The sequence below is a fragment of the Streptomyces sp. CRN 30 genome, assembly GCF_034105845.1.
In genome coordinates this window covers 17,402-28,937 of record NZ_JAVRHI010000519.1, presented here as the reverse complement: position 1 = coordinate 28,937, position 11,536 = coordinate 17,402, and the positions used below count along the sequence as shown (strand labels likewise).

Here is an 11,536-nt window from a genome sequence, read left to right as displayed (position 1 = left end):
CCGGGCGGGGCCCGCCCGCCCCGGCTGCCCGCCCACCGGCTGCCCCGGCACGTGGCGATCGTCATGGACGGCAGCGGGCGCTGGGCCGGCGACCGCGGTCTGGCCCGCGGCGACGGGCACGGCGCCGGCGGCCGGGCCCTGCGCGACGTCGCCTACGGCGCGCTGGAGATCGGCCTGCCGTACCTGAGCGTGTACGCGCTGTCCGCCGGGAGCCGGTCACGCACCACGGCGGAGACCGAGGGCCTCCTGCGCGCCCTGCGGACCGGGCTGGACCTGCGGACGGAGGAACTGTGGCGGCGCGACGTGCGGCTGCTGTGGTCCGGGGCGGCCGACGGGCTGCCCGCCGACGTGGTGCGGGACCTGCGCGGGACGGTCCACGCCACCCGGGCCCGCACCGGCCTCACCCTCAACCTCTGCCTCAACTACGACGGCCGCGACGAGATCACCCACGCGGTCCGGGCCCTGGCCGTGCGGGCCGTGCGCGGTGAGATCGCCCCCGACCGGATCACCCCGCGCCACGTGGGCCGCCACCTGCACCAGCCCGGCCTGCCCGACGTCGACCTCCTGGTGCGTACGGCCGGGGAACGCCGTACCTCCGCCTTCCTGCCCTGGCAGTCCGCCCACGCCGAACTCGTCTCCCTGGACACCCTCTGGCCCGACGCCGACCGCACGCACCTGTGGACGGCCGTACGCGCGTACACCGACCGGGAGCGCCGGTCCCGGGAAGCCGGGGCCGGGGGCGAGGAGGCGGGCACGGGCGACTGACGGGGATCGGTCCGCCATGGCTGGATACCCTTCCTGGATGACCACCTCGAACACCACCCCGGGCCCCGCCTCGGCCACCACCCCGGACACCGCCCAGTCCTTCGCCGCGTACATCGCGAGCCTCCCCCGCGTGCTCGCCGGCGCCGCCGCGCTCTTCCGCGACGCCGAGGGGCGGGTCCTGCTCGTCGAACCGAACTACCGGGAGGGCTGGGCGCTGCCCGGCGGCACCGTCGAGTCGGACGACGGCGAGAGCCCGCGCCAGGGCGCCCGCCGCGAGACGGCCGAGGAGATCGGGCTGGACGTCGAGCTGGGCCGGCTGCTCGCGGTGGACTGGGCGACCGGCCCCGGACGCCCGCCGCTGGTGGCGTACCTGTACGACGGCGGGGTGCTCGGCGCGGACGACTTCGCGGCGATCGTCCTCCAGGAGGAGGAGCTGCTGTCCTGGCGCCTCGTCGCCCCCGAGGAGCTCCCCGAGCACCTGCCGGGCTCCCTCGGCCGCCGCGTGCTCGCCGGGCTGGAGGTACTGGCGGAGGGCGCCGGGACGGTGGAGCTGGAGAACGGGTACCGGGTGGGCTGAGCCGGTACCGCGCCGCGCCGCCGGAAAGTCGTTCGCCCCCGCCCGGCGCGCGACCTACCCTCGGCCCCATGAAGAAACCCCTGGTCGCCGTCCTCAGCGGGGCCGGCATCTCCACCGACTCCGGGATCCCCGACTACCGCGGTCCGAACGGGCTGTGGCGGCGGGACCCGGAGGCCGAGAAGCTGGTGACGTACGAGTACTACATGGGCGACCCGGAGATCCGGCGGCGTGCGTGGCGGATGCGGCGCGAGGCCGGGACGCTGCACGCACGGCCGAACGCCGCGCACCGGGCCGTGGCGGAGCTGGAGCGTGCCGGCGTCCCGGTGCGTGTCCTCACCCAGAACGTGGACGGTCTGCACCAGCTCGCCGGGATGCCCGCCCGCAAGGTCCTCGAACTGCACGGCACCGCCCGCGGTGTCGTGTGCACCGGCTGCGGGGCGAGGGGCGCGATGGAGGACGCGCTCGCCCGGGTGGACGCCGGCGAGGAGGATCCGCCGTGCGGCGCGTGCGGCGGCGTCCTGAAGCCGGCGACCGTGATGTTCGGTGAGCGGCTCGACCCGGTGGTGCTGGGCGAGGCGCTCTCGATCGCCAAGGCCTGCGAGGTGTTCGTCGCGGTCGGCACCAGCCTCCAGGTCCAGCCCGCCGCGGGCCTCGCCGGCGTCGCCGCCGACCACGGCGCCCGCCTGGTGGTCGTCAACGCCGAGCCGACGCCGTACGACGACCGCGCCGCCGAGGTGATCCGGGAACCGATCGGGACGGCGCTGCCGGAGCTGCTGCGCGGCCTGGGCTAGAACAGGCCCGCCCCCCGTTCGAAGTCCAGCAGCCGCCGCTTGCGGGGCAGGCCGCCGCCGTAGCCCGTCAGGTCGCCGTCCGCGCCGACGACGCGGTGGCAGGGGACGATGATGCCGATCGGGTTGCGGCCATTGGCGAGGCCCACCGCGCGGGAGGCCTTCGGGTTGCCGAGGGCGGTCGCGAGTTCGCCGTACGTGCGGGTCTCGCCGTAGGGGATGCGCGTCAACTGGTTCCACACCTCGTGCTGGAACGGCGTACCGGCGAGGTGGAGGTCGAGGGTGAACTCCTTCAGCTCCCCCGCGAAGTAGGCCCCGAGCTGGGCCGTCGTCTCGGCGAAGGGGGTGTCGTCCGGTGCGCCGAAGGTCTCCTCGGGCGGGCGGTGGCGCTGGTCGGTCATGTAGAGGCCGGACAGGGCGCCGTCGGTGGCGACGAGGGTGAGGGGGCCGTACGGGCTGTCGACGACCGTGTGCTGTTTCCGCATGGGCAGTCCTCTTGGTGGTGTCCTCTTGGTGGTGTCCTCTTGGTGACGTCCTCCTGGTGATGTCCTCAGACCGGGAGGAAGTTGATCGGGTGGCTGTCGGTCGCCCACAGGTACTGGACCGCGTACGCCCGCCAGGGGCGCCAGGCGGCCGCGCGGGCCGTGAGCGCGGCGGGCGTCGAGGGCAGGCCCAGTTCCTGCGCGGCGCGGCGGATGCCGAGGTCGGTGGGGAGGAAGGCGTCGGGGTCGCCGAGGGCGCGCATCGCGATGACGTCCACCGTCCAGGGGCCGAAGCCGGGCAGGGCGAGGAGCTGGGCGCGGGCGTCCTGCCAGTCGCTGTCCGGGCCCAGGTGGAGGCTGCCGTCGGCCAGCCGGCCCACCAGGGTGGTGAGGGTGGTGCGGCGGGTGCGCGGCAGGGCGAGGGCGCCGGGGTCGAGGGAGGCGAGCGCCTCCGGGGACGGGAAGAGGTGGGTGAGGCCGCCCTCGGGGTCGTCGACCGGCTCGCCGTGGGCGGTGACCAGGCGGGCGGCGTGGGTGCGGGCGGCGGCCGTGGAGACCTGCTGGCCGAGCACGGCCCGTACGGCGAACTCCGCCTCGTCCACCGTGCGCGGCACCCGGCGGCCGGGCGCCTTGTCGACCAGCGGCGCGAGGACGGGGTCGGTGCGCAGCTGGTCGTCCACCGCGACCGGGTCGGCGTCCAGGTCGAGCAGGCGGCGGCAGCGGGCGATCGCGACGGGCAGGTCGCGCAGGTCGGTGAGGGTGAGGCGGCAGCCGATGTGGTCGGGGGCCGGGGTGAGGGCGGCGGTGCCGTGGCCGTGGGGGAGGCGGAGGGTGCGGCGGTAGGCGCCCGACCGCCACTCCTCGACGCCGGGTACGGCGGTGGCGGCGAGGTGGCCGAAGAGGTTGTCCGGGTTGAGGGGGGCGCGGAAGGGGAGGCGGAGGGCCAGTGCGCCGGGGGTCGTACCGGTCGTCGGGGGCGCCGGGGCCTGCGCGCCGGTGCCCCGGGCGCGCAGTTCGCTCGGTGACAGCGCGAAGACCTCGCGGACGGTGTCGTTGAAGTTGCGGATCGAGGCGAAGCCCGACGCGAACGCCACATCCCCCATCGGCAGCGCCGTCGTCTCGATGAGCAGCCGCGCGGTCCGGGCGCGCTGGGCGCGGGCGAGTGCGAGGGGGCCGGCGCCCAGTTCGGCGTTGAGTTCGCGTTCGATCTGGCGGGTGCTGTAGCCGAGCAGCCGGGCCAGGCCGGGGACGCCCTCTCGGTCCACGGCCCCGTCGCCGATGAGGCGCATCGCGCGGGCCACCAGGTCGGCGCGCCGGTTCCACTCGGGGGAGCCGGGGCTGGCGTCCGGGCGGCAGCGCTTGCACGCCCGGAAGCCGGCCTGCTGACAGGCGGCCGCGCTCGGCAGGAACGTCATGTTCTCCGGCTTCGGCGGGACGACCGGGCAGCTCGGCCGACAGTAGATCCCCGTGGTCCTGACCGCCGTGTAGAACCAGCCGTCGAAGCGCGCGTCCTTCGACCGCACGGCGCGCACGCAGCGCTCGATGTCGGTGTGCATCCCGTTCCGCATGGCTCAAGGATGGTCCGGGCGCGGGCACGTGGCTGGCGGGAATCCGACATCCACCTGTGCGGAGCCGCGCGGGCCGCTACCCCGGGCGGGACGCCTTCCGCCACGCCGACTCCCGCAGCAGCCGCAGCCCGTTCAGGCCCACCAGGACGGTCGAGCCCTCGTGACCGGCGACGCCGAGCGGCAGCGGCAGGTGGCCCACCAGGTCCCACACCACCAGGACGGCGATGCAGGTCCCGGCGATGACCAGGTTCTGGACGACCAGGCGGCGGGCCGCGCGGGACAGCCGTACGACGGCGGGGATCGCCGTCAGTTCGTCGCGTACGACGACGGCGTCCGCGGTCTCCAGGGCCAGGTCGGAGCCGGCGCGGCCCATCGCCACGCCGGAGTGCGCGGCGGCCAGGGCGGGCGCGTCGTTGATGCCGTCGCCGACGAAGAGCACCCGGCGGCCGGCGTCCTGGAGCGCGGTGACGGCCGCGGCCTTGTCCTCGGGGAGGAGGTCCGCGCGGACGTCGGTGACACCCGTGTCGGCGGCCACCAGGGCGGCGGCGGACGCGTTGTCGCCGGTGAGGAGGGTGGGGGACGTGCCGGTGACGGCGGTGAGGGCGGTGACGGCCGTGGCCGCGTCGGGGCGCAGGCGGTCGGTGAGGGTGAGGGTGCCGACGGGGGCGCCGTCGCGTCGTACGAGGACCGTGGTACCGGGGGTGCCGGCGGGCTCGGTCGGAGACGGTGGGTCGTCGACGGACTCCGATAGGGACGGCGGGTCGTCGGCGTGCTCCCCCACGCGTCCGACCGTCACCACGCGCCCCTCCACCGTCGCGCTCACCCCGCGTCCGGGCCGGGCCGAGAAGTCCTCGGCGGTGGCGACCCGCAGTCCGCGCTCCCGGGCGGCGGCCACGACGGCGCGGGCCAGCGGGTGTTCGCTGGGATGCTCGGCGGCGGCGGCCAGGGCGAGCAGGGCGTCCTCGTCGAGTCCGGAGCCGGGCAGCGGCCGTACGGCCGTGACCTCGGGGGTGCCCTCGGTGAGGGTGCCCGTCTTGTCGAGGGCGGTGGCGTCGATCGCGCCGAGCCGTTCCATGGCCACGGCCGACTTGACCAGTACGCCGTGCCGGCCGGCGTTGGCGATGGCGGAGAGCAGGGGCGGCATGGTGGCCAGGACCACCGCGCAGGGCGAGGCCACGATCATGAAGGTCATCGCGCGGAGCAGCGCACTCGTGAGGTCCGCGCCGAAGAGGAGCGGGACCGTGAAGACGGCGAGCGTGGCGGCCACCACGCCCACGGCGTAACGCTGTTCGATCTTCTCGATGAACAGCTGCGTCGGCGCCTTGGTGCGGGACGCCTCCTCCACCAGGGTCACGATGCGGGCGATCACCGAGTCGGCCGGGTCGCGGGTGACCCGGACGCGGAGGGCGCCGGTGCCGTTGAGGGTGGAGGCGAAGACCTCGTCGCCCGGGGCCTTGGGGACGGGCAGCGGCTCGCCGGTGATGGTGGCCTGGTCGGCCTCGCTCTCGCCGTCCAGGACGCTGCCGTCGGCGCCGATGCGTTCGCCCGGGCGGACCAGGATGACGTCCCCGACCGCGAGCCGGTCGGTGGCGACCGTCTCCTCGCCGCCGTCCCCCGCCGACGAGAGTCGCGTGGCCGTGGCGGGGGCCAGGTCCAGCAGGCCGCGTACGGAGTCGGCGGTGCGGGCGGTGGCCAGCGCCTCCAGCGCCCCGGAGGTGGCGAAGATGACGATGAGCAGCGCGCCGTCCAGGACCTGGCCGATCGCGGCCGCGCCGAGCGCCGCGACGATCATCAGCAGGTCGACGTCGAGGGTCTTCTCCCGCAGCGCCCGCAGCCCTTCGAGGGCGGGTTCCCAGCCGCCGGCCGCGTAGGCGATCACGTACAGCGGGCCGTACAGCCACGGGGACGCGCCGGTCAGGTCCAGCGGGAGCGCGAGGAGGAACGCGAGCGTCGAGGCGAGCGCCCAACGGGCCTCGGGCAGGGCGAGCACGCGGGTACGGCGGCGCGGGGCGGTCGTTCCGGCCGGCCGGGGCGGGGACGAGGACCCGGACGGGGGCGGCGGCGGGGAGGCGGAGGTGGTGGCAGTGGCGGACACGCGGCACACCATACAGGAACACATGAAGACCCATTCATTCGTTCATGTACGGTGGGTAAGATGTGAGCCATGGGTCATGGAGCCGTCACCGCCGCGCAGGACGACACGGCACGCGTACGCCTCGACGCGGCCAACGCCGAGAAGGTGGCCACCACCCTCCAGGCCCTCTCCACCCCGTCCCGGCTGCTGATCCTCGCCCGGCTGCGCGAGGGCCCGCTGCCCGCCACCGAGTTGGCGGCCGAGGTGGGCATGGAGCAGTCGGCCTGCTCCCACCAGTTGCGGCTGCTGCGCAACCTGGGGCTGGTCGTGGGCGAGCGGCAGGGCCGTTCGGTGGTGTACGCCCTGCACGACCACCATGTCGCCGAACTGCTCGACCAGGCCGTCTACCACGTGGAGCACCTGCGGCTGGGCATCAGCGACGCGGCCGAATCGGACTGAACGGGACCCCGGACAGGACTGGACGGGCCCCGCACACGGCACCGGACGGGACCGGGAACGACCGATCCGGGGCGCGTGACCGTACGCGCCCCGGATCGGCCTCTGCTGCCGCCCCGGAACAGTCCCCACGAAGTCCGGGGCGACCCGGGACACGGCGGAGGGCGGCGGTGCGGGACGTGCGCCCCCCACCGGCACCGCGGCCGAGCCCGCGGTCTCGATGTCGGCCCCGGTCAGCCGGGGACGACGACGGCCAGGGCCATGACCGCGGCCGTGAGGGTCAGGACCAGTCCCGACAGGGCCAGGGCGGCGAGCACCGTCCCGGCACGGTCCGGTCGGGACGGCACCGCCGCCGATCCCGGCGGGGCCAGATCGGCCCAACTCGCCCGAGCCTCCCGCTGTTCGCGCCCCTGCTCGAGGCGGGCACGGACCCGCAGCGCCAGGGCGCCGACCAGGCCCGCCGCCGCGGCCACCGCCGTCCCGGTGCCCGGCACCGGCGTGAGCAGCAGCACGGCGACGACCGCGAGGGTGCCCCAGGCGATCAGGCACGCGAGGGCCGCCGAACGCTGCGACCGGGGGCGGTCGGCGCCCGCGCGGACGTCCGCCATCGCGGGCAGGTACCAGACGCAGCCGGAGGCGCACACCGCCGCGGTGCCGAGGGAGAGGACGCCGTCGTACATGGTCTCCGCCCCTTCAGCTCGCGACCGGCTGACGTTCGTTCCGCTCGTCGAGCGCGGCGATGTCCGGGTGGTGCAGGTCGAACGCCGGGGACTCGGAGCGGATGCGCGGGAGGACGGTGAAGTTGTGCCGCGGCGGCGGGCAGGACGTCGCCCACTCCAGCGAACGGCCGTAGCCCCAGGGGTCGTCGACGTCGACCTTCTTGCCGTACCTGGCGGTCTTCCAGACGTTGTAGAGGAACGGCAGGATCGACAGGCCGAGCAGGAAGGAGCCGATCGTGGACAGCATGTTCAGGCCCGTGAAGCCGTCGGCGGCGAGGTAGTCCGCGTACCGGCGCGGCATGCCCTCGACACCGAGCCAGTGCTGGACGAGGAAGGTGAGGTTGAAGCCCACCGTCAGCGTCCAGAAGGTGATCTTGCCGAGGCGTTCGTCGAGCATCTTGCCCGTCCACTTCGGCCACCAGAAGTGGAAGCCGGCGAACATGGCGTACACGACCGTGCCGAAGAGCGTGTAGTGGAAGTGCGCGACGACGAAGTACGAGTCGGAGACGTGGAAGTCCAGCGGCGGCGAGGCCAGGATGACGCCCGTGAGCCCGCCGAACAGGAACGTCACCAGGAAGCCGGTGGCCCACAGCATCGGTGTCTCGAAGGACAGCGAGCCCCGCCACATCGTGCCGATCCAGTTGAAGAACTTCACCCCGGTCGGCACGCCGATCAGGAAGGTCATGAAGGAGAAGAAGGGCAGCAGCACGCCACCGGTGGTGTACATGTGGTGCGCCCACACCGTCACCGACAGACCGGCGATGGCCATGGTCGCGGCGACCAGACCCATGTAGCCGAACATCGGCTTGCGGGCGAAGACCGGGATGACCTCGCTGATGACGCCGAAGAACGGCAACGCCAGGACGTACACCTCCGGATGGCCGAAGAACCAGAACAGGTGCTGCCACAGCAGCGCGCCGCCGTTGGACGCGTCGAAGATGTGGCTGCCGAACCTGCGGTCGCACTCCAGGGCGAAGAGGGCCGCGGCGAGCACCGGGAAGATCATGAGGACCAGTACGCCGGTGAGCAGGACGTTCCAGGTGAAGATCGGCATGCGGAACATGGTCAGGCCGGGGGCGCGCATGCAGACGATCGTGGTGATGAAGTTGACCGCGCCGAGGATGGAGCCGAAGCCGGAGAGGAGTACGCCCATGATCCACATGTCGGAGCCGATGCCCGGCGAGTACACCTCGTTGGAGAGCGGGGCGTACAGGAACCAGCCGAAGCTGGCGGCGCCCTGCGGGGTGAGGAAGCCGCCGGCGGCGATGAGCGAGCCGAACATGAACAGCCAGTAGGCCAGCATGTTCAGCCGTGGGAAGGCGACGTCCGGGGCGCCGATCTGCAACGGCATGAGCCAGTTGGCGAAGCCGGTGAACAGCGGCATGGCGAACAGCAGCAGCATGATCGAGCCGTGCATCGTGAACGCCTGGTTGAACTGCTCGTTCGACAGGATCTGCGTGCCGGGGCGGGCGAGTTCGGCCCGCATCAGCAGGGCGAGCGCGCCCCCCACGACGAAGAAGCCGAACGCCGAGACCAGGTACATCGTCCCGATCTTCTTGTGGTCGGTGGTCGTCAGCCACTCCACCACCCGCCCTCCGGTCCGCGCGCGGGCGGCCGACGGGGCCGATGCGGCTGCCGGGGCCGATGCGGTTGATGGGGCCGATGCGGTTGATGGGGCCGGTTCCGCCGGTTCCGCTCCACCGTCGCCGGCCGTCACCTCGGCGCTCCGACCTGTCTCCGGGCGCTGTTGGCCGTACGCGTGATTGACGTCCACCTGGACGCGACCTCCACCTCTGGTACCGAACTCACGAGCCGGGAAGGACCGGATGACACACGGGGGAAGCGGTGGTTCTTCCCGGCTGCCCCTCATGCTCATCGGAGGCGGAGCCGGCCGACAGGGCCGAACGGTCCCCGGGCGGGGAGGGCCGAAGGTCCCGATCGGGGAGGTACGGCGGAGGGCGTGGGTCTAGCGGTCCGTGACCGGCACCCGCCACACCAGGGTGGTGCCGCCGTCGGGCGGGGCGGCCAGCTCCAGTTCGCCGCCGAGCTGCCGGGCCCGCTCCGCCATGTTGCGCAGACCGCTGCGGCGGCCGCCGTCCGGGATGCCCACGCCGTCGTCGGACACCGTCAGCCGTACGGTGCGCCCGTCGGTCTCCAGCACGACCGCGGCACGGGCGGCCCGCGCGTGCCGGGCGACGTTGGCCAGGGCCTCGGCGAGGACGGCCACCACGTGGTCGGCGATCTCCCGGGACACATGGGTGTCCAGCAGCCCCTCCATCCGCACACCTGGCGCGAACCCCAGCACCGGCGCGGCCTCGCCGACCACCCGCACCGCGCGGGCCCGCAGGCCGGGCGCGGTGCCCTCGTCGTCGCGCGAGCGCAGTCCGAAGATGGTCGACCGGATGATCTTGATGGTCTCGTCCAGGTCGTCCACCGCCCGCAGCACGCGCTCCGAGGCCCCCGGGTGCTCGATGAAGCGGCCCGCGCTCTGCAGGGTCATACCGGTGGCGAACAGCCGCTGGATCGCCAGGTCGTGCAGGTCCCGGGCGATCCGGTCGCGGTCCTCGAGCACCGCGATCTGCTCCGCGTCCCGGCGCCGTTCGGCGAGTTCCAGCGCCACCGCGGCCTGCGCGGCGAAGCCCAGCAGCGGTCCGGTCTCCTTCTCGGAGAACACCGTCCGGCCCGTCTCCCGCACCAGCAGCACGACACCCCGTACGCCGTCCCCGGTGCCGATGGGGACGGCCACGGCCGGGCCGAGACCGGTGAAGCGCGGCGGCCCGGCCGGGACGCGGTCGTCGCACGAGACGTCCGGGCTGGAGACGGGGACCGCACGGGAGAACGCCTCACCGATCAGACCGCTGTCCGCGGGCAGGACCAGCCCGCGGTGCGCCTCGGCCCCGTGTCCGACGGCCAGTTCCACCGTGAGGGAGTCGGTGTCCGCCATGGGCACCGCCACCACGGCCAGCACCGCGCCGGTGATCTCCCTGGCCCGCTCGGCGATCAGCGCGAGGACCTCGCTGCGGTCGCTGCCGGACATCAGGCTGTGGGTGATCTCCGCGCTCGCCCGCAGCCAGCGCTCGCGCAGCCGGGACTCCTCGTACAGGCGGGCGTTGTCGATGGCCACGCCCGCCGCGACGGCCAGCGTGGACAGCACCGACTCGTCCTCCTCGTCGAACTGTGCCCCGCCGCGCTTCTCGGTCAGGTAGAGGTTGCCGAATATCTGGTCCCGCACCCGGATCGGGACGCCGAGGAAGGTGTTCATCGGCGGGTGGTGGGGCGGGACGCCGTACGAGGCGGGGTGCGCGGAGAGTTTCGCCAGCCGCAGCGGCTCAGGGTGGCGGATCAGCTCCCCGAGGATGCCGTGTCCCTCCGGGTAGGGGCCGATCTCGGCGGTCCGCTCCTCGGTGATCCCGACCGTGAGGAACTCCGACAGCCGCTTGCCGCCCGGTTCGATCACGCCCAGGGCCGCGTACTCGGCGTCCACCAGCACCGCCGCGGCCTGCACGATGCCGCGCAGCGCCTGCTCCAGGTCCAGCTCCCGGCCGACCGAGAGGACCGCCTCCAGCAGGCTGTGCACCCGGTCGCGCGTCCCGCGGGCCGCGTCCAGGTGGGCCTGCAGTTCCTCCAGCAGGTCGTCCAGCCGCAGCTGAGGCAGCCGCACCCGGGCCTCCTCGGGGCTTCCCACCGGCGATCCTCCGCATCCCCTCGACGTGCCGCCGGCCGATCCGTCCTCGACCCGTCACGGCAACGGTCCGTCGAACACGGACGCTACAGGACGAGGTGGAGCGGCGGCCGGGCGGTCGAGGGCCTCTCCGTGTGGTTCCGCGGGCCCTTCGTCCTCCAGCCGCAGCCGGAGGCGGTCAGCGGGGCGCCGCTGCCGTTCCGGCTGCACGCCCTCAGCGGCGTCCTGTCCCTCGCCGCCTGGCCGTTCACCCCGCTCGTCCACGTGTGGAGCGCGCCGATCGGCTACCTCGTCCGCCCGTACCTGGTCCACCGGCGGCGAGGGCCGAACGGCCCTACCGCCTCCCTCCCCGCGAGCCGTCCAATGAACTGACCCACCGGCCCCCGGCCACCGGTCCCGCACCGAGCGACGAACCCTACGGACAC

The 11,536-nt window shown here is 74.0% G+C and carries 11 protein-coding genes; 5 read left to right on the top strand and 6 right to left on the bottom strand.

All coding sequences use genetic code 11. From position 1 onward, the window contains the following. The 3 genes from uppS to UW392_RS60900 all read left to right on the top strand — a co-directional run. Positions 1-765, top strand: a 765-nt coding sequence (gene uppS / locus UW392_RS60910; protein WP_320784118.1) for a polyprenyl diphosphate synthase, incomplete at its 5' end; no start/stop codon positions are given. A 37-nt stretch (positions 766-802) separates the two neighbouring features. Next, on the top strand, positions 803-1,342 hold the full coding sequence (locus UW392_RS60905) for an NUDIX hydrolase (protein ID WP_320784117.1): 540 nt from the start codon (positions 803-805) through the stop codon (positions 1,340-1,342). Positions 1,343-1,410: 68 nt separating this feature from the next. Then, positions 1,411-2,133 (top strand): SIR2 family NAD-dependent protein deacylase, encoded by a 723-nt coding sequence (locus UW392_RS60900; RefSeq protein ID WP_320784116.1) that lies wholly within the window; start codon positions 1,411-1,413, stop codon positions 2,131-2,133. On the opposite strand, the gene UW392_RS60895 is transcribed toward UW392_RS60900, so the two are convergent. From UW392_RS60895 to UW392_RS60885, 3 genes are all read right to left on the bottom strand, one after another. Then, positions 2,130-2,615, bottom strand: coding sequence for a methylated-DNA--[protein]-cysteine S-methyltransferase (locus UW392_RS60895; protein ID WP_320784115.1), 486 nt, complete (start codon positions 2,613-2,615; stop codon positions 2,130-2,132). The two genes, UW392_RS60900 and UW392_RS60895, sit on opposite strands and share 4 nt — an antisense overlap. A 65-nt stretch (positions 2,616-2,680) precedes the next feature. Beyond that, the gene (locus tag UW392_RS60890; RefSeq protein ID WP_320784114.1) at positions 2,681-4,180 is read right to left on the bottom strand and encodes an AlkA N-terminal domain-containing protein; all 1,500 of its coding nucleotides are present in this window, start codon (positions 4,178-4,180) and stop codon (positions 2,681-2,683) included. A gap of 76 nt (positions 4,181-4,256) precedes the next feature. Further along, on the bottom strand, positions 4,257-6,287 hold the full coding sequence (locus tag UW392_RS60885; RefSeq protein WP_320784113.1) for a heavy metal translocating P-type ATPase: 2,031 nt from the start codon (positions 6,285-6,287) through the stop codon (positions 4,257-4,259). Positions 6,288-6,344: 57 nt separating this feature from the next. Between UW392_RS60885 and UW392_RS60880 the strand changes: the two genes are divergently transcribed. Beyond that, the gene (locus UW392_RS60880; RefSeq protein WP_320784112.1) at positions 6,345-6,713 is read left to right on the top strand and encodes a metalloregulator ArsR/SmtB family transcription factor; all 369 of its coding nucleotides are present in this window, start codon (positions 6,345-6,347) and stop codon (positions 6,711-6,713) included. 230 nt (positions 6,714-6,943) lie between these two features. Here the strand turns inward: UW392_RS60880 and UW392_RS60875 are convergent, their stop codons facing one another. From UW392_RS60875 to UW392_RS60865, 3 genes are all read right to left on the bottom strand, one after another. Further along, positions 6,944-7,390, bottom strand: coding sequence for a hypothetical protein (locus UW392_RS60875; RefSeq protein WP_320784111.1), 447 nt, complete (start codon positions 7,388-7,390; stop codon positions 6,944-6,946). A gap of 13 nt (positions 7,391-7,403) precedes the next feature. Continuing rightward, positions 7,404-9,146, bottom strand: a complete 1,743-nt coding sequence (gene ctaD, locus UW392_RS60870) for a cytochrome c oxidase subunit I (RefSeq protein ID WP_320784122.1) — start codon at positions 9,144-9,146, stop codon at positions 7,404-7,406. Positions 9,147-9,395: 249 nt separating this feature from the next. Then, on the bottom strand, positions 9,396-11,114 hold the full coding sequence (locus tag UW392_RS60865) for a GAF domain-containing protein (protein ID WP_320784110.1): 1,719 nt from the start codon (positions 11,112-11,114) through the stop codon (positions 9,396-9,398). Between UW392_RS60865 and UW392_RS67220 the strand changes: the two genes are divergently transcribed. Further along, entirely contained in the window at positions 11,001-11,483 is a 483-nt protein-coding gene (locus UW392_RS67220) for a respiratory nitrate reductase subunit gamma (RefSeq protein WP_414497606.1), read from the top strand. The two genes, UW392_RS60865 and UW392_RS67220, sit on opposite strands and share 114 nt — an antisense overlap. The last annotated feature ends 53 nt before the right edge of the window (positions 11,484-11,536 follow it).